The sequence below is a fragment of the Brevibacterium sp. NPDC056726 genome (genome assembly GCF_042790515.1).
Classification (GTDB): domain Bacteria; phylum Actinomycetota; class Actinomycetes; order Actinomycetales; family Brevibacteriaceae; genus Brevibacterium; species Brevibacterium sanguinis.
This window is the reverse complement of sequence record NZ_JBHTYZ010000003.1, coordinates 446,041-463,274: the sequence shown is the minus strand read 5'-3', so window position 1 is coordinate 463,274 and position 17,234 is coordinate 446,041. Positions and strand designations below refer to the sequence as shown.

The following is a 17,234-nucleotide window of genomic DNA, read 5'->3' as shown; positions in this document are numbered from 1 at the left end:
CGGTGAAAGACGGAGTCGCCGTGCCCGCTGCGGCAGCGACCGACCCCGCCACCGCTGCGGCACCCGCAGCCGCAGCACCGGCAGCCGCAGCTCCCCCGGCCGCCGCTGCGGCACCCGCACCGGCCGCCCCGGTCGAACCGGCCCTTCCGCCGGCTCCCGGCACCCCCGTCGCACCCGCGCCGGCACCAGCCGCCGGAGTGGCCGCCGCATCGGTGGCCGCCCCGGCCGCGGCACCCGCAGCCCCGGTGACCGCACCCGCTGTAGCCCCGGTCGAGCCCCTCGCTCCCGTCGAGCCCGGACTCACCGACCCCGCCGAGGCCGAGGTCCACGTCGGCACCGACGCCGCCTACGCCGGAAAGGAGGCCGACCGCGCCCAGCTGCGCCGCCCGCTGCGCAACATCTCCGAGGTCCGCCACTTCTTCCGTACGAACCAGACGCCGATCTACTTCATCGGCGCCACCCCGTTCAACCTCCTCGGTCTCGACCGCTGGGTCCGCAACTTCTCCTACATCACGTACTACGACGGCTGGGACGGGGGACACCCGCGCGTGTTCTCGCCCCGCTACAAGCCGTTCGTCGAGTTCGAATCAGGGGAGGCGATCAACAACTGGCTCCTGCTCAACGCCGAGGTCCGCGCGCACATGACCCGCAACGTCCCCCACGGCGAGCGCCCGAAGGTCGCCATGGTCTTCTTCGACGAGGAGACCGAACGGATCTGCAGGGAGCTCGGCTACGACCTCATCCTCCCCTCGGCGAAGCTGCGCAACCAGCTGGATTCGAAGATCGAGACGACGAAGCTCGGCAACGAAGCCGGTGCCTACTCGGTGCCCAACGTCCTCACGACGGCCGACACGTACGAGGAGCTGACGAAGGCGTCGACGGAGGCCGGTCTCGGCACCGACCTCGTCGTGCAGACCCCCTACGGCGACTCGGGCAAGACGACGTTCTTCATCGCCTCCGAGGAGGAATGGGACAAGCACCGGGACGACATCATCGGCGAGCAGCTCAAGGTGATGAAGCGGATCAACAACACGCCTGTGGCGGTCGAGGCCGTGATCACGAGCAGCGGCGTCGTCGTCGGCCCGTTCCTCACCGAACTTGCCGGATTCCCCGAGCTCACCCCCTACAAGGGCGGCTGGTGCGGCAACGAGATGACGCCCGATGTCCTCACCGCCGACCAGCGCGGACGGGCCCGCGAGCTCGTCCGCCGGATGGGCGAAGGCCTGCGCAAGCGCGGCTACCGCGGATTCTTCGAGGTCGACGTCCTCGTCGATCTCGACACCAACGACGTCTACCTCGGCGAGCTCAACCCCCGGATCTCCGGAGCCTCGGCGATCACCAACGTCACCGCGGGAGCCTACGCCGACGTTCCGCTCTTCCTCTTCCACCTCCTCGAGTACCTCGACGTCGAGTTCGACCTCGACGTCGACGAGATCAACGAACGGTGGGAGGAGCTCTCCGGAGCCGACGAGTGGAGCCAGATGGTCATCAAGGAGACCGCGCCGATCACCGAGTACATCACGCACTCGCCGCTGACCGGACAGTACTTCCTCGACCAGTACGGGACGCTGACGTACAAGCGGGCAGCACTCGACTGGCATCCTCTGCAGAACGGCAGCGAGGTCTTCTTCCTCCGCATCTACGGAGCCGGCGAGTACCGGTGGAAGGGCGCCGACCTCGGTGTCCTCGTGACGAAGAACCCGCTCCAGGTCGATGCCGACGGCAAGAAGTCCCTGAGCATCCGTGCCAAGCACTTCATCGACTCGATCCGTGCGATGTACGCCGGAGTTCCCGTCGCCGCGGAGGATCCCGCGCCGACGATCGGCGGACCGGGGGCGAAGGGCGACTGATAGTCTCGTCCTCAACCCCTGCACAGATCGAGAGGTGAAGTGTGACCGAAGCGTCTTCGGATCCGACCCTGCCCGACCCTGCCCTCGCGGCGGAAGGGTCGGCTCCTGCCGGTCCCTCCGCCGAGGCGGTCGTCGCCCCGACCGACCCCGCTGAGTCGCTCGCCCCGCACGCCGAGCCGATCCCGGTCGACTCCGGTGAGGGCGTCGACAAGGACAACTGGCAGGACGCCGAGCATGTGCGCTGGTCGTTCCAGCACGTCGACGAGGTGCTGCCGACGACGCCGATCTCCCGCGGAGACGGCCCGGTCGCGCAGTTCCCCGTCGACCTCCGGGATCTCGGCGGGATCGAGATCCCTGAGACGGAGTACTCCGCGGCCCGCAGCGTCCGCAGCGTCATCGAGTCCAGCGACACGGACGCGTGGATGGTCCTCCACCAGGGAACCGTGCTCACCGAGGAGTATTTCGGCGCGATGCGGCCGGAGACCGAGCATCTCCTCATGTCGGTGAGCAAGTCGCTGGTGGGCACGGTCGCCGGGGTCCTCGTCGGCGCCGGGGAGATCGAGACGAGCCGACTCGTCACCGACTACGTCCCCGAGCTCGCAGAGTCCGGGTATGCAGGAGCGACGGTGCGCGACATCCTCGACATGCGCTCGGGCATCCGGTTCTCCGAGAACTACCTCGACCCGGAGTCCGAGGTCCGGCAGATCGAGCGGGCCATCGGCTGGTCGGAGGAGGAGCCCTCCCCCGAGGCGGTGGGCATGTACGCCTACCTGCGCACGCTTGAGCAGAAGGCCCCGCACGGCGGACCGTTCGAGTACCGCTCGTGCGAGACCGACGTGCTCGGCTGGGTGTGCGAGAAGGTCGCCGGTGAGAGCATGCAGACGCTCATGTCGCGGGTGCTGTGGTCGCGCATCGGTGCCGAACGCGACGCCCTCATCGCCACCGACCAGTTCGGCGTCGGAATGTTCGACGGCGGCATCAATGCCACCCTGCGCGATCTCGCACGCTTCGGCTACCTCTACTCGAATCGCGGCGTCTCGCTCACCGGCGAACAGGTCGTCCCCACCTCGTGGATCGGCGACACGCTCACCGGCAGCGAGGACACGAGGCAGGCATTCGCCGACAGCCCCGGCGACAACCGGATGCCCGGCGGGATGTACCGCAACCAGTTCTGGTTCCCGTACCCGGACTCGCACGCCTTCCTCGCGCTCGGCATCCATGGGCAGATGATCTACATCAACCCCGGAGCCTCCTTCGTCGGCGTCAAGCTCTCCAGCTGGGGGCTGCCGCAGGACGCGCGGAAGCTCTTCCCGACGATCCGGGCCTTCGACGCCCTCGCGAAGACCGTGGCCCGCCCCGACGTCGACGCTCCCGCCGCGCGGTGAGGTCAGCCGCAGCCCTCGTGCCCCGGGGGCTGCGGACCACCCATCCGCCGCGGCGGGCCCGGCCGCCCGGCGGCAGGGATTCCTGCCGGACAATTGCGACCCCGAAGTCACATCGACGTCATCGAAGGTTACCGACGGGTCATCCCGGCGCTTCCCGCGCAGATTCGCGCCCCGGCTGAATGTAGCCTTGGAAAGTGCTCCGACCCAGGAGCTGCAGCGTTCCCCAGCTGCGCCAGTGAGCCGCGGCGCCTCCGCCGAGGTTCGCCTCACGCACGACCGAAGGCACACAGGTGATCCCCCATCCCCCGACGCACTCCTCCCCCGAGCCCGGCCCCTTCGACGCGATCCTCGGTGAGCGGATCGACGATCTCGCCGAGTTCTCGGCCGGACTGACCGCTGGGACGCTGTCGGAGGAGACCGTCCGCACGCTGTTCGACCTCACCGCCGGTCATATCAGCCTCGCCCGCACCGTCGTCAGCGGCGCCCAGCGCGCACGGGTCGCGCTCGACGCCGTCGCCGCCGATGACTACAGCACCCTGCTCGCCCCGTTCTCCCTCGATGCGGACTCCCTCGACTGGGACTCCCCCGCCGTGCGCCTCTTCCTCCTCGTCGCGCAGGTCGAGACCATCGAGGCGCCCCTCATCGCGCTCGCCCATCGCGCGATCCCCCGCATCGGCGAGGCACCCGACGACGCCGTCCCGAGCGCCGACGAGCTCACCTCCCAACTCGTCTTCACCGGGGTGCTCAGCCTCTGCCCGAAGCACGCGGGCAGCTATGTCATGCCGGGCCTCATCCGTGCCGTGGCCCGCAGGATCGGTCCGAATCCCCCGGAGGGGCGGATCTCGCCGAGGCAGGCGCTCGGACTCGAGCTCGAGGAGTCCCACCGCTCCCTCCTCGACGTCGGCACGGTGCGTCCCGATGCGCTGCTCGCCCTCATCGGCGATCTCGGGGCGTGGTCTCTGCTCACCGAGGTGTGGTCGGAGCGGGGCTTCAACGTCTTCTACCCGGAGTTCGTCGCCGCCGTCCACACGATCCTCTCCGTCCCCGCCTCCGTCGTCCGCGGGTCGCTCGTCCTCGCCGAAGCGCAGAGCGCGGCCCGAGAGATCGCGAACATCAGCAACCGCACGGGATCGACCGACCCGCGTGAGGTCCTTCCGCTCGTCACCTTCGACCGCCTCGACGTCCCCACTCTCGAGCAGGAGAGGGCGCGCCTCGACGACGGTGACTTCACCGCCGACGAGGTGGCGGTGATGACCCTGCGGACCATGCGCGACCGCCGGCAGCACGGCGATCTCGACGGCGCAGTGGCCGCCGCCGAGGCGGGCATGGAGCTCATCTTCGCCCGGCAGTCCGGCTCGGGCTCGCTCTCGCGCCTCTACGATGCCCGTCTCCTCATGGAGCGCGGCCTCGATCTCGCTCGTACCGGGGACGTCCGCCGAGGCCTGCACCTCGTCGAACGCGCCGTCGTCATCGCCGAATCGATCCTCCCCTTCGAGCCCTTCCCTCTGCTCCCGTCACTCGCGGTGGCAGCCGTCGGCTACATCGCTGCGGGTTTCGGCCCGAAGAGCGAGCAGGTGCTCTCCCGCTACGACGAGCTGCGGGCCCGCTTCGAATTCCACACCCTGCAGACGGACTACATCGCCAACACCCCGCGCCTGCACCGGGCCCTCGACCAGCTCGACCTCGTCGCCTCCGCCGCGGCGATCGCGCTCGCGCGCACCCTCTCCCCCGCCCATCGCGGATCCGGCGTCTTCCGCTACGGCGAGGCCCTGCACGCGATGTACTCGGGCAATGCGGAGCTCTATCTCAAGGAGCACGCGCTGGCCCCGGAGTCCCCGATGGCCGGTCATGAACCGCAGGTGATGGGGTCGACGTTCTCGTTGACGACGATGCTCTCCGTGGCGACCGGAGCGCTGCGGGAGGCGCAGGCGCTCGCGTCGAAGGCGTCCCGACTCGACCGGGAACACGGTCTCTCCCGCGCCCGTGTCGCCTTCGCCCTCGGCCAGCACGACGTCGTCGACTCCTTCACCTCCCAGGTGCTCATCACCGGCACCGACCCACGGGAGAAGGGCGCGGCCCTGGCACTGCGTGCAGCAGCCCTCGTCCGCCGCGGCCGCGAGGCGGCGGCACTGGCCGATGTGCGCAACGCCCTCGACTACTGTGTCGTCTCCGGTTCGGTCCTGCCCTTCGTGCTGCTGCCGAGCGACCTCCGGTCGTACTTCGTCGAGATGACCGTCGACTTCCCGCAGTGGGAGTGGATCGCCGACACGTTCGCGATGTCCCCGGTCACCGGAGCCCAGCTGCGGGCGCGTCTCCTCGATCTGCCGGTGACGATGTCGGAGGCCAGGGTGGAGAACCGTCTGCTCGACTCCCATGAGCTCGATCTGCTCTACCGACTCGAGAAGGCCACACCGCTCGCGCGCATCGCCGCCGATCTCTCCCTCGCCGAGGGCACGGTGAAGAACCGTCTCTCCGCGATCTACCGCAAGCTCGGGGTCCGCAACCGCCGGGACGCCGTCGAGTACGGGTACCGCAACGGCTACTTCTCGTAGTGGATCAGCTCACGGACTGGGCGCGCGCGGCATCGCGGGCGGCGGCGAGCATCCCCTCACGGGTGGCGATCTTCACCCTCTCACGACCCCGAACCTCACCAGCGGCCTTCTCGGCAGCCTCGACCCGGTGGTACCCCTCCCAATCCACGAAATCCACACCCTTGGACTCGAGGAGGTCGACGATCGCCGACTCCTCGGGAAACACCGGCTCCGACAGAACACCCGCACCACGATCAGCGATGAGATGCCCGATCGTCTCCAGAGCATCACCCTTCGTATGCCCGATCAGACCCACTGGACCACGCTTGATCCAGCCGGTCGCATACACACCCGCCACCACATCAGCAGACGGGGCTTCGGCCTGATCCAAGGTGTCGACGACACGCCCCTCATGGTTGGGGATGACACCCTGGCGCGGATCGAACGGCAACTGCGGCAGTGCTGAGCCGGCATAGCCGACGGCGCGGTAGACCGCCTGTACCGGCCAGTCCACGAACTCGCCCGTGCCGCGGACGTTGCCCGTCCCGTCGAGCTCCTGACGCTCGGTGCGCAGACCTTCGACCTTCCCATCGCCGAGGATCTCGGTCGGGGCATGGAGGAAATGCAGATGCAGCCGCCTGCTCGCACCGGTCGGTTCACGCAGCGTGAAATCGGTCAGTGTCTTCGCCACCTGCTTGACCTGATTCGATGACTCGATCGCCTCCATCGACCCCTCATCGAACTCGAAGTCCTCCGGATAGACGATGATGTCGACATCCGGCACATGCCCGAGCTCCCGCAGCTCGAGCGGGGTGAACTTCGCCTGCGCGGGGCCCCTGCGGCCGAACACATGGACGTCGGTGACCTTCGAGGACTTCAGACCCTCATACACATGATCCGGGATCTCCGTGACCTGCATGTCATCGGCCTGCTTCGCCAGCACCCGGGCCACATCCAAGGCCACATTCCCATTCCCGATCACCGCCACGGACTCGGCCTCGAGCGGCCAGGACTGGGAGACATCCGGGTGCGAGTCGTACCAGTTGACGAAGTCCGCCGCCCCGAACGAGCCCTCAAGGTCGACGCCGGGAATGTTCAGAGGCGCATCCGTGATGCACCCGGTGGAGAAGATCACCGCATCATACCGGTCGGTGAGTTCGTCCAAGGTGATGTCGGTGCCGTAGTCGACGTTGGAGAACAGGCGGATGTCTCCCCGGTCGAGGACTTTGATCAGGGCGTTGATGATGCCCTTGATCCGCGGATGATCCGGAGCCACTCCGTAGCGGACCAGACCGAACGGGGTGGGGAGTCGCTCGAAGAGATCGATGCTCACCTCGAAATCACGCTCAGCCTTCGTCAACAGATCAGCCGCATAGATCCCAGCGGGACCGGCACCGACAATAGCCACACGGAAAGGACGGGTCATGGTTCTCCTCAGTCGTCGTCGGGCACATCGACTGTGTGCCCGGTCAGGGTCGGGGTCGTGAGGGAGTTGCCCTCACTCCTCGGTGTTCTGCGGCGGCAGGGCCGCGATGATGGGGTGGTCGAAGGTGCTCACGCCGAAGCCGGCGGCACCTCCCGGAGAGCCGATCGTCTCGAAGAACTCGACGTTGGCGGTGTAGTAGGACTCCCACTGCTCGGGCACGTCGTCTTCGTAGTAGATCGCCTCGACAGGGCACACGGGTTCGCATGCCCCGCAGTCGACGCATTCGTCGGGATGGATGTAGAGGCTGCGTTCGCCTTCGTAGATGCAGTCGACGGGGCATTCCTCGATGCAGGCCCGATCCTTCACGTCGACGCAGGGCTGGGCGATGATGTAGGTCATGGGGTCCTCGTCAGGGCTGGTCGGTGGGTCTGGTCGAAGGCACCGGCGGCGTAAGGGCTGAGCCGGACGACGTCGCCGACGATGACGACGGCCGGTGAGCGCACACCCCGGTGTGCGGCCTGGAAGGCGATCGTATTCAGCGTCCCGACCGTCACCCGCTGGTTCTTGCCGTAGCCGTCCTCGATGATCGCGACGGGGCAGTCGCCGCCGCGGTCGCCGCGGGCGAGCACCATCGCCGAGTGGGTGAGCGTCCCGATGCCCATGAGGACGACGACGGTGTGGTCGCGTCCCCCGCCGAGGTCGCTGAGCTGGTCGTGGCCGGTGACGACGGTGTACGTCGTAGCCAGGCTGCGGTGGGTGAGCGGGATCCCGGCCACCGCGGGCACCGAGTTCGCGCTCGTCACGCCGGGGACCACCTGGGCGACGATCCCTGCCTCCCGGAGGTGGGCGAGCTCCTCACTCCCGCGGCCGAAGACGAACGGGTCCCCGCCCTTGAGTCGCACGACCCGGCGGCCGGCGCGGGCTTGTTCGACGAGGATCTCGTTGATCCGCTGCTGCGGCACCGGGTGGTGTCCGGGGGTCTTGCCGACGTCGATGATCTCCGCGTCCAGCGGCTCTCCCCGTTCGGCGGCGAGGTCGTCGAGGACCGTGCGGGCGCCGAGGCGGTCGGCGACGATGACGTCGGCGGTCTCGAGCGCGCGCAGTCCCCGAACCGTGAGCAGGTCGAGGGTCCCGGGTCCCGCGCCGACGAGGAGGACGCTGCCGGGGGCGAAGCGGTCGATGCTCATCCTTCGTCCTCCTCGGCGGGGGTGTGGATGCCGGCGGCCACGGTCGCTCCGGTCTGCTCGTCGATGACGAGGAATCCTCCGGCACGGCCGTGGATGCGGAAGTCGGGCAGGGTGAGCGCCGCGGACAGCCGCACCTCGGCCACGCCGATGTCGTTGCCGGCGAGCACCTCGGCGGGTTCCGATGCGTTCGTGAGCAGGTTCCGGCGGGATTCGATGCCGATGATGCCCTTGACGGTCGTCGTCCCGGCCTTGACGAGCACTCGGTCGCCGGTGCGGAGGCCTGCGGCGGTGAAGGGGAAGACCTCGGCGCGCAGGGTCTTGCGCACAGGCGGCAGGCTGCCGGCGGCGGCGAGCACGCTGCCGCGGGCGGTGTCGATGTCGTCGGCCAGCCGCAGCGCCACCGAGAGCGGGGCTCCGGCGGATTCGAGCGGGCCGTCGGCGGTGTCGATGCCGGTCACTCTCGTGCGCATCCCGGCCGGGTGGACGTCGATCTCGTCGCCGACGCGGACCCGTCCCGACGTGATCTGCCCGGTCACGGCCCGGTAGTCGCGGAAGTCCTCGGGATCGAGTCCGGGGGCGAGTCCGCCCTGCGGGCGGAGCACGGACTGGACGTCGAGGCGGAAGGGCTCGAGGTCGGCTTGGTCCTCCTCGATGCTCGGCAGGGTCTCGAGGAGTTCGAGCAGGGAGGGACCCTCATACCACGGGGTGTTCGCCGAGGCGGCAGCGACGTTGTCCCCGGCGAGCGCGGAGACGGGGATGAGGTGGGGTGCCTCGAGGCCGATCTCCTCGGTGATCACACCGACCTCACGGGCCACCTCGGCGAAGGCGGCCTCATCGTAGTCGAGGAGGTCGATCTTGTTGATCGCGACGATGACGTGGCGGATGCCGAGGCGGTGGACGACGGTGAGGTGGCGGCGGGTCTGCTCGGTCGCGCCGTTGCGGGCGTCGATGAGGACGACGACGGCGTCGGCGGTCGTCGCGCCGGTGACCATGTTCCGGGTGTACTGGACGTGTCCGGGGCAGTCGGCGAGGATGAACGAGCGGCGGTCGGTGGCGAAGTACCGGTAGGCGACGTCGATCGTGATGCCCTGTTCGCGTTCGGCCCGGAGGCCGTCGGTGAGGAGGGCGAAGTCGAACTCGCCGCCGACGAAGCCGCGTTCGGCGCTCGTCGCGGTCACGGCCGCGAGCTGGTCGGCGAGGATCGCCTTCGCATCGTGGAGGAGGCGTCCGACGAGGGTCGATTTGCCGTCGTCGACGGAGCCCGCGGTGGCGAACCGCAGCAGCGTCTTCGTGGTCGTGGGGGCAACAGTCGTCATCAGAAGTATCCGTCCTTCTTCCGGTCCTCCATGGCGGCGGCGGAGATCCTGTCGTCGGCGCGGGTGGCGCCGCGTTCGGTCACGGTGGTCACCGCCACCTCGGCGACGACGGAGGCGATGTCGGCGGCGGTCGATTCGACCGCTCCGGTGCAGCTCATGTCCCCGACCGTGCGGTAGCGCACGGACCGGGTGACGACGTCCTCGCCGGGTCGCGGCTGGGAGAACTCCCCGGTCGCCCACCACATGCCGTCGCGGGAGAAGACCTCCCGGTCGTGGGCGAAGTAGAGGGGTGGGAGTTCGATGCCCTCGCGGGCGATGTAGGTCCACACGTCGAGTTCGGTGAAGTTCGAGATCGGGAACACGCGCACATGCTCTCCGGGGGTGTGGCGGCCGTTGTAGAGGTTCCACAGCTCGGGGCGCTGGTTGCTCGGGTCCCACTGGCCGAATTCGTCGCGCAGGGAGATGATGCGCTCCTTCGCCCGCGCCTTGTCCTCGTCGCGGCGGGCCCCGCCGAAGACGGCGTCGTACCCTCCGGCGGCGATGGCGTCGATGAGCGGCTGCGTCTGCAGGGTGTTGCGGGTGCCGTCGGCGCGTTCGCGCAGCCGCCCGTCGTCGATGTAGTCCTGGACCTTGGCCACCGTGAGGTCGAGGCCGTAGCGCTCTGCCGTGCGGTCGCGGTAGTTCAGTATCTCCTGGAAGTTGTGTCCAGTGTCGACGTGGAGGAGGCCGAAGGGGATCTTCGCCGGCCAGAACGCCTTGGCCGCGAGGTGGAGGACGGTCACGGAGTCCTTGCCGCCGGAGAAGAGGAGGACCGGCTTCTCGAATTCGGCGGCGACCTCGCGGATGATGTGGATGGCCTCGGATTCGAGGACGTCGAGGGTCGTCGGTGTGGTGGTGTCGATGCTCATACGTGCAGCCCGCATTCTGTCTTGGAGAAACCTGCCCAGCGCCCGGACCGGGGATCCTCTCCGGGGGCGACCCTGCGTGTGCAGGGCTGGCACCCGATCGACGGGTAGCCCTGGTTGAGGAGGGGGTTGACCGGGACCCCGAAGGCCCCGGCGTAGTCGAGGAGGTCGTCGAAGGACCACGCGGCCACCGGGTTGACCTTGATGAGGCCGTTCTTCTCGTCGAAGGTCACCAGCGGAGTGTTCGCTCGTGTCGGTGCCTCGTCGCGGCGGACCCCGGTGAACCAGAGTTCGTAGCCGGACAGCGACTTCTTGAGGGGCGCGACCTTCCGGCGGGCGCAGCAGAGGCCCGGGTCGCGGGCGAAGAGCTCGGCACCGAATTCGGCGTCCTGCTCGGCCACGGTCTGCTCGGGGAGGACGTCGACGATGCGCACGTCCATCGTCCGGGCGACCTCGTTGCGGGTCTCGTACGTCTCCGGGAAGTGGTAGCCGGTGTCGAGGAAGAGCACGTCGACGCCGGGCAGGTACTGCGCGACGTAGTGCGGCAGCGCCGCATCGGCCATCGAGCAGGCCACGGCGGCGGCGCGGACGTCGACGTGCTTCGAGACCCAGCGGATGACGTCGGCCGGACTCGCCTCGGGCACCCCGTTCTCGGGGTCACCGGCGAGCTCGCGGGCTCCCGCCTCGGCGAGGGCGCGCAGCTCCTCGAGGGAGCGCTTGGCAGGCGGCGTCACCGCGGCCTCGGCGGTCGCAGTCGGCTGGGTGCCGGCGGTCTGGGTGTCAGTGGGCTGGGTCTTCGTCATACGAGCTCCTCATCGTCGACTCGGTGTGCCCACTCGGAGAACGTCTCGGTCTCGGACCGGCCGGCGAGGAAGCGGCGCACGAGGGTCTCGACGTAGTCGCTGAGATCGTCCGCGGTGACCTTGAGGCCGCGCACGGTGCGGCCGAGGCCGGCCTCATCGCGGTCACTCGAGGCCAGTCCCCCGCCGACGTGTACCTGGAACCCGGGCTTCTGCTCCCCGTCGTCGGTGGTCACCAGCTGGCCCTTGAGTCCGATGTCGGCAGTCTGGATGCGCGCGCACGAGTTCGGGCAGCCGTTGAGGTGGAGGCTGATCGGGTGCGGCAGGTCGATCTCGGCCAGCCGCGCTTCGAGGGTCGCGATGGTGTCCGCGGCGGTCTGCTTCGTCTCGACGATCGCGAGTTTGCAGAATTCGATGCCCGTGCATGCGATGGTCGACCGGCGGAAGAGGTCCTTGCGGCTCGAGAGACCAACCGCGTCGAGGTCGGCGACGACAGCATCGATGTCGTCCTCGGGGATGTCGAGGAAGAGGATCTTCTGGTGCGGGGTCGTCCGCAGCCGGGTCGAACCGTACTTCTCGGCGATGTCGACCATCTGTCCGAGCAGGGTTCCCGAGGCGCGGCCGGCGATGAGGCTGACCCCGATGTAGTACTTCCCATCGGCCTGGCGATGGACGCCGACATGGTCCCCTTCGGTCAGCGGCTTCGCGGGGGCCGGGCCGTCGGCGAGGCGGTAGCCGAGGTACTCGGTCTCGAGGATCTCGCGGAACTTCTCCGGACCCCATTCGGCCATGAGGAACTTCAGGCGGGCCTTGTTGCGCAGGCGGCGGTAGCCGTAGTCGCGGAAGATCTCTGTCACGCCCAGCCAGGTCTCGACGACCTGGTCGGGGGCGACCCAGGCGCCGAGGCGTTCGGCGAAGCGGGGAACGGTCGAAAGTGCCCCGCCGACCCAGAGGTCGTAGCCGATGCCGTGCTCAGGATGCTCGACGGCGACGAACGAGCAGTCGTTGATCTCGTGGACGACGTCCTGGCTGGGGTGCCCGGTGATCGCGGTCTTGTACTTCCGCGGCAGATTCGCCAGGCTCTCATCCCCGATGTAGCGCCGGGAGATCTCCTCGATCGCCGGGGTCGGGTCGATGAGCTCATCGGCGGCGATGCCGGCCACGGGTGAGCCGAGGATGACGCGGGGGACGTCGCCGCAGGCCTCGGTGGTCTGGAGGCCGACGGCTTCGAGTCGTCGCCAGATCTCCGGGACGTCCTCGATCGCGATCCAGTGGAGCTGGATGTTCTGCCGGTCGGTGAGGTCGGCGGTGCCGCGGGCGAACTCGTTGGAGATGTCGGCGATCGTGCGCAGCTGCTCGGTCGTGAGCCTGCCGCCGTCGATGCGCACGCGGAGCATGAAGTACTCGTCCTCGAGCTCGTGCGGCTCGAGGGTGGCGGTCCGCCCGCCGTCGATGCCCGGCTTGCGCTGGGTGTAGAGACCCCACCAGCGGAAGCGGCCGTGGAGGTCATCGGGGTCGATCGACGCGAAGCCGGACTTCGCGTAGACCTCTTCGATCCGTGCACGGACGTTGAGGCCGTTGTCCTCGGCTTTGAACACCTCGTTGCCGTTGAGCGGTTCGCGGCCGTCGATCTTCCACTGCCCGTTGGACTTCTTCGGTCGCGTCGCGGCCCTGTCTGCGCGGCCTGCGGCGCGCTGCTCCACGTCTGTGGACATTGCCATCTCCCCATGCTGGTGCGATTGCTAGGTCAGCCACGCTACACACCGACAGGATTGCTCAACAAATTAGGCTCGCATAAGCTCGTCATTGTTCGACATATGACGCTGTGCGACGCCGCATGACGGATCGCAGGGACGGGGTTGACGTCGGTTCAGAGGACTGCGACCATACGGTCGCGCACGATGTCGACGAGCTGTCTTGGGGCTGGTGACGACGGGTGGAGGAGCGGTGCGGAGAGGCGACCGCCGACTGTTGCGAGCAGTCGGGCCGCGAGGTCGTCGAAGTAGCCGGGTGCGAGGAGGTAGTTGGCGGCGACGAGCCGACGACCGAGATGACTCTTCTGCTCAACAATGTCGCGGAGGTTGTCGTGGTCTCCGGCGAGGAAGGTCGTGTGCACAGGACGCGCGAGAGTCTCGGCGAGGAGGTCTCCGACGGCGCGGGACGCGTCGTTGGCGCGTTCGTCGCTCGATCCGGCCGCGACGAGAATGACCTCGTCGCCGTCGTCGAGGGCCGGCAGCTTCGCCGCGAGGAGTTCGGCGAGGCGAGGGTCCGGACCGAGGGTCCCGGCGACGCGGATGTCGCGGACAGGCCGGCCGGGAACCGAGCCCATTCCGTCCGGGGCGGGACCGCCGGCGCCTGCGACCGCCTCGGCGAGGTCGACGTGGACATGGTAGCCCGGTGAGAGGAGGAGGGGGACGAGGACGGTGGTGCGATCCGCGGGCAGGGTCGCGAGCACCTCGGCGACGTCGGGGGCCTGGACGTCGACGTGGCCGAGGGCGAGGATGTCGGTGATCCCGCGCTCGCGCAGGTCGGCGGCGACCGCCTCGGCGAGGGCCAAGATGACGGCCTGACCGTCGGGAGAGGACGTGCCGTGGGAGATGAGACCGAGGACAGGCTGCATCGCCTCATCGTGCCAAGTGCGTGCGCGCGCGGTCAACGCGACGACGAGACTCGGCCTGAGCATCGGCCCGACGACGGTGATTCGCCATCCTCAGGCTCGGCAGTCGTGTGGGCTCAGCGGCCCCCCCGTGGGTACCGTCCCGAACAGTCCGTCACCTGGTGGAGGATCGCGACATCATGGCCCAGACGAACAGGGCAGTGCCGATCCCCGCCGCGACGAGGAGAGCTGCCAGTGGATCCTGGGCCGCTCGGAGGGCATAGCCCAACCACGCACCGCAGATCCCGCCGATCGCGGACATCGAGAACGACCACCCGACGACCTCCCGGAACTCCGTGGAACTCAACCGAAGCTGCCTGAGAGTCGATACGGCGAAGAGCACACCTTGCGAGCTCGCAGTGATGACAAGCAGACAAAGAAAGATCACGAGCGATCCGACCGCGTCGTCCCAGGTCAGCCTAACGACCACGGCGGCTGTGCAGCCGAAGGAGAAGAGACCGAGCAGCCACCGCAGCAGACGGTCGGCAGTCTCGCCGTTGCGTTCGAGGATTCGACCGATGACATACGGGGAGACGATGGCAGAAGCGCCCATAGCGAACAGAAGGACGCTGAGCCGCGTGACGACTCCATTCCCGTCAGCTTCACCCGCTACCCAAAGGACGACGTACGTTCCGAGAACGGACGTACTCAGCATGAACACGAAAGAGAAGACCGGGGACAGGAATCCGTTGCGGACGATCGCACCCGGCCCGGAGGGGAAGAAGAAGCGCCTGATCCCCACGACGAACCCGTCGGCATCGGCCTCCGGCGAGGGTGACGCATGCTCGGGCGCATAGAGCCGACCCGAGCGAATGCGCAGGACTATCGCGACGAGGGAGAGCGCGACGTTGAGGGCGAGCACCGTCGCGATACCCGAAACGCTGGTCAAAGCACCGACGGGGCGACCGATGAGCAGCCCACCGACACCGGTGCCCACTGCGATGAGCATGTTCGCCCGGACAACAGCTCCCCCATCGATCTGAGCAACGTCATTGAGATAGAACTCTTCAGCGAGATCGACGACGAGAGGAAGGAACGAGGCTACCAACAGGTAGACGACGAGCACCGGCGCCACCCAGCCGGACGGCCCGAGAAGGATCATGGCGATGGCCACACTCGTGAGGACGACATCGGTTGCTTCACAGACAACGAGGACGTGACCCGGATTGTGCCGCTCGACGAACCGGGACACCGCCGCAGCGAACGCATCCTGAACGTCGGTGACCGTGCGGTAGATGGGTATCCACGCGAGGGGGAAAACGCCCAGCACGATGAGCCCGTTGACGGCCCCCTCGACCAGCTGTGAGCCGAGGAAGGACGCGAGCAGCCCGACCACCATCAGCCGCTGCGCTCGTCGCAGCAGTCTGTTCATTCTGTCGGGCCCGACATCAGGGTCTCGGCGAGGCGGTCCCCGGCGGCGACAGCCTCGGCGAGGGCCAAGATGACGGCCTGACCGTCGGGAGAAGACGTGCCGTGGGAGATGAGACCGAGGACAGGCTGCATCGCCTCATCGTGCCAAGACCGCGCCAGCGGGGTCAACGCGACGTCATCGTTCCTGTGCCAGGACGGCAACAGCCGTCGCGGATCGCGCACACGATTCCGTCCTCCGTGGGGTGCGGAGCGGGAGATGATGGTGATCACCGACGAGCAGAGGAGACGGACGATGAGAGTGATGCGCAGCGCAGGGCGACGAGCGGCAGCGGTGGCAGCGATGACGCTGGCGCTGGCGGGATGCGGGATGGGCGGGGACTCCTCCGACGCACAGCAGCCGCCCGAGGTTTCGACTCTCGGGGCGGAGACCCCGACGCCGAGTCCCACGCCGACCGAGGAGTCTGCCTCGCCGGGCGCCTCGGAGGACCCGTTCGCCGATGCCGCCCGCACCACCTCGTGGGCAAGCGATGAGGCGATGAAGATCGACAAGGACGGCAACGGGACGATTCCCGCCGCCTCCCTCGAAGCCGACCTCGTCGACCTCTTCGCGAACAAGTTCGATATGTCGGTCAAGGAAGCGAAGTGCGAGCAGGACATGACGGTGACGGACTGGTCCGGGTTCGAATCGTGCAATGTCGTCGATGAGGAGATGACCTATTTCGGAACCATCGAACTCATCGACCACAAGGACAACATGGTCGAGTACGAGGTGATGTTCCCCGGCATCGACAAGGACGACGTCGATTTCTGAGGCGGCCCCTGTCGGCCCTGCCGATCCCTACGCGGACCCGGTCGGCGTTCGCTCCGCATCCCACCAGTCGAGGACTCGCAGCGCCTGCGCCGTCACCCATTTCGACGGCTCTCCCGTCGGGGCATCGACGTGGACCCACACGTCTCCGGCTAGGCGGTGCCCCTGCAGCCACGTTCCATCGTCCTGTCGCTGCGCGCGGATGCGCTCGATCGCCTCGGCCAGGCGCGGGTCGGGAGCGGTGCCGTCGGAGAGGCCGGCATCGCGGAAGTAGTCGGCCGCGGCGAGGATGCTGTAGTAGGCCCGTCGCGGATATGCCAGGCTGAACGCGTTCATCGAGTACGGCTCGCCGTTCGATGCTCGCTTGAAGAGGCTCCTGACCAATAGGTACTCCTCCCCCGCCGCGCGTGCGTCGGCGACTCGGGCGGAATCCCCCGTGCGCTGCTGGTAGTCGAGGAGGCCGACGAGGGCGTTGAGCGTCGAGTGGAAGGACGACCGGATCGAACCGTTGACCCATTCGCAGTTCCACCCGCCGTCGGTCAGCTGGTGATCGAGGAACCAGTCGACGATGCCGTCGACGTCGGCACCGAGCCAGAGGCCGTTCGACAGCGTCCACGAGTTGATGCAGACGTCGACCTCACCGCCCCAGTACGGCATCTCCTCGTACTCCCAGCGCACAGGCTCGAGCTTCTCCGCGGTCCCGGCGAGCACCGCGGCATCGACACCCCATTCGCGGAGGTCCTTGAGCACCCATGTCGTCGCCGTCCACGGCTGCGGGCCCTCACCGCGGAAACCAGCGGGGAAGAAGGGGCCGCCTGCCCATTGGCCGTCGGCGTCCTGATGGGAGAGGAGTTCGGCACCGAACCCCTCGCTGGGCACCCGCGCCCTCGTCGCCTGCCATGTCTGCTCATCGGCGCCGAGGAGGTCGCGCTCGACCTGCCATCGCAGTGCCGGATCGGAGTCGAGGAGCCAGTCGGTCACGTTCGCAGCGATCATCGT

The 17,234-nt window shown here is 68.2% G+C and carries 15 protein-coding genes; 4 read left to right on the top strand and 11 right to left on the bottom strand.

Features of this window, described 5'->3' with window-relative positions; all coding sequences use genetic code 11:
• Positions 1-20 precede the first annotated feature (20 nt).
• The 3 genes from ACFQ91_RS08420 (at position 21) to ACFQ91_RS08410 (ending at position 5,787) form a co-directional block, all read left to right on the top strand.
• On the top strand, positions 21-1,850 hold the full coding sequence (locus tag ACFQ91_RS08420; RefSeq protein WP_095376720.1) for a biotin carboxylase: 1,830 nt from the start codon (positions 21-23) through the stop codon (positions 1,848-1,850).
• A gap of 41 nt (positions 1,851-1,891) precedes the next feature.
• Positions 1,892-3,235: a serine hydrolase gene (locus tag ACFQ91_RS08415; protein WP_222064871.1), complete on the top strand. Its 1,344-nt coding sequence runs from the start codon at positions 1,892-1,894 to the stop codon at positions 3,233-3,235.
• 290 nt (positions 3,236-3,525) lie between these two features.
• The gene (locus ACFQ91_RS08410; protein WP_376870861.1) at positions 3,526-5,787 is read left to right on the top strand and encodes a response regulator transcription factor; all 2,262 of its coding nucleotides are present in this window, start codon (positions 3,526-3,528) and stop codon (positions 5,785-5,787) included.
• Positions 5,788-5,791: 4 nt separating this feature from the next.
• On the opposite strand, the gene ACFQ91_RS08405 is transcribed toward ACFQ91_RS08410, so the two are convergent.
• From ACFQ91_RS08405 to ACFQ91_RS08360, 10 genes are all read right to left on the bottom strand, one after another.
• Positions 5,792-7,192, bottom strand: coding sequence for an FAD-dependent oxidoreductase (locus tag ACFQ91_RS08405; protein ID WP_376870858.1), 1,401 nt, complete (start codon positions 7,190-7,192; stop codon positions 5,792-5,794).
• A gap of 72 nt (positions 7,193-7,264) precedes the next feature.
• Positions 7,265-7,591, bottom strand: a complete 327-nt coding sequence (fdxA, locus tag ACFQ91_RS08400; protein ID WP_063249194.1) for a ferredoxin — start codon at positions 7,589-7,591, stop codon at positions 7,265-7,267.
• Entirely contained in the window at positions 7,588-8,379 is a 792-nt protein-coding gene (cobA, locus tag ACFQ91_RS08395; protein ID WP_278373416.1) for a uroporphyrinogen-III C-methyltransferase, read from the bottom strand. Before cobA ends, fdxA begins: the two co-directional genes overlap by 4 nt.
• Complete coding sequence (locus tag ACFQ91_RS08390) at positions 8,376-9,695, bottom strand: sulfate adenylyltransferase subunit 1 (protein WP_144588019.1); 1,320 nt, start codon at positions 9,693-9,695, stop codon at positions 8,376-8,378. Before ACFQ91_RS08390 ends, cobA begins: the two co-directional genes overlap by 4 nt.
• Positions 9,695-10,603 carry a sulfate adenylyltransferase subunit CysD gene (gene cysD, locus ACFQ91_RS08385; protein WP_376870853.1) on the bottom strand — a complete coding sequence of 303 codons (909 nt, stop codon included), beginning with the start codon at positions 10,601-10,603 and terminating at the stop codon, positions 9,695-9,697. The genes ACFQ91_RS08390 and cysD overlap by 1 nt, the downstream gene beginning before the upstream one ends.
• Positions 10,600-11,403: a phosphoadenylyl-sulfate reductase gene (locus ACFQ91_RS08380; protein ID WP_231882175.1), complete on the bottom strand. Its 804-nt coding sequence runs from the start codon at positions 11,401-11,403 to the stop codon at positions 10,600-10,602. The genes cysD and ACFQ91_RS08380 overlap by 4 nt, the downstream gene beginning before the upstream one ends.
• On the bottom strand, positions 11,400-13,115 hold the full coding sequence (locus ACFQ91_RS08375) for a nitrite/sulfite reductase (RefSeq protein ID WP_009379096.1): 1,716 nt from the start codon (positions 13,113-13,115) through the stop codon (positions 11,400-11,402). The genes ACFQ91_RS08380 and ACFQ91_RS08375 overlap by 4 nt, the downstream gene beginning before the upstream one ends.
• A 155-nt stretch (positions 13,116-13,270) precedes the next feature.
• Complete coding sequence (locus tag ACFQ91_RS08370) at positions 13,271-14,020, bottom strand: sirohydrochlorin chelatase (protein ID WP_063249298.1); 750 nt, start codon at positions 14,018-14,020, stop codon at positions 13,271-13,273.
• A gap of 151 nt (positions 14,021-14,171) precedes the next feature.
• Positions 14,172-15,428, bottom strand: coding sequence for an MFS transporter (locus ACFQ91_RS08365; protein WP_144588021.1), 1,257 nt, complete (start codon positions 15,426-15,428; stop codon positions 14,172-14,174).
• A complete protein-coding gene (locus ACFQ91_RS08360) occupies positions 15,425-15,559 on the bottom strand; it encodes a hypothetical protein (RefSeq protein WP_259801861.1) in 135 nt (44 codons plus the stop codon). Before ACFQ91_RS08360 ends, ACFQ91_RS08365 begins: the two co-directional genes overlap by 4 nt.
• Before the next feature lie 124 nt (positions 15,560-15,683).
• Here ACFQ91_RS08360 and ACFQ91_RS08355 point away from each other — a divergent pair, with 124 nt between their 5' ends.
• Complete coding sequence (locus ACFQ91_RS08355) at positions 15,684-16,238, top strand: hypothetical protein (RefSeq protein WP_227007273.1); 555 nt, start codon at positions 15,684-15,686, stop codon at positions 16,236-16,238.
• A 27-nt stretch (positions 16,239-16,265) separates the two neighbouring features.
• Here ACFQ91_RS08355 and ACFQ91_RS08350 read toward each other — a convergent pair whose 3' ends face one another.
• Entirely contained in the window at positions 16,266-17,231 is a 966-nt protein-coding gene (locus tag ACFQ91_RS08350) for a hypothetical protein (RefSeq protein WP_063249199.1), read from the bottom strand.
• Positions 17,232-17,234: the final 3 nt, after the last annotated feature.

What these genes read in the sequence shown, in the direction of transcription:
- ACFQ91_RS08405 (WP_376870858.1), bottom strand. Translation starts at nt 7,192, where the DNA reads ATGACCCGTCCTTTCCGTGTGGCTATTGTCGGTGCCGGTCCCGCTGGG.
- fdxA (WP_063249194.1), bottom strand. Translation starts at nt 7,591, where the DNA reads ATGACCTACATCATCGCCCAGCCCTGCGTCGACGTGAAGGATCGGGCC.
- cobA (WP_278373416.1), bottom strand. Translation starts at nt 8,379, where the DNA reads ATGAGCATCGACCGCTTCGCCCCCGGCAGCGTCCTCCTCGTCGGCGCG.
- ACFQ91_RS08390 (WP_144588019.1), bottom strand. Translation starts at nt 9,695, where the DNA reads ATGACGACTGTTGCCCCCACGACCACGAAGACGCTGCTGCGGTTCGCC.
- cysD (WP_376870853.1), bottom strand. Translation starts at nt 10,603, where the DNA reads ATGAGCATCGACACCACCACACCGACGACCCTCGACGTCCTCGAATCC.
- ACFQ91_RS08380 (WP_231882175.1), bottom strand. Translation starts at nt 11,403, where the DNA reads ATGACGAAGACCCAGCCCACTGACACCCAGACCGCCGGCACCCAGCCG.
- ACFQ91_RS08375 (WP_009379096.1), bottom strand. Translation starts at nt 13,115, where the DNA reads ATGTCCACAGACGTGGAGCAGCGCGCCGCAGGCCGCGCAGACAGGGCC.
- ACFQ91_RS08370 (WP_063249298.1), bottom strand. Translation starts at nt 14,020, where the DNA reads ATGCAGCCTGTCCTCGGTCTCATCTCCCACGGCACGTCCTCTCCCGAC.
- ACFQ91_RS08365 (WP_144588021.1), bottom strand. Translation starts at nt 15,428, where the DNA reads ATGAACAGACTGCTGCGACGAGCGCAGCGGCTGATGGTGGTCGGGCTG.
- ACFQ91_RS08360 (WP_259801861.1), bottom strand. Translation starts at nt 15,559, where the DNA reads ATGCAGCCTGTCCTCGGTCTCATCTCCCACGGCACGTCTTCTCCCGAC.
- ACFQ91_RS08355 (WP_227007273.1), top strand. Translation starts at nt 15,684, where the DNA reads ATGATGGTGATCACCGACGAGCAGAGGAGACGGACGATGAGAGTGATG.
- ACFQ91_RS08350 (WP_063249199.1), bottom strand. Translation starts at nt 17,231, where the DNA reads ATGATCGCTGCGAACGTGACCGACTGGCTCCTCGACTCCGATCCGGCA.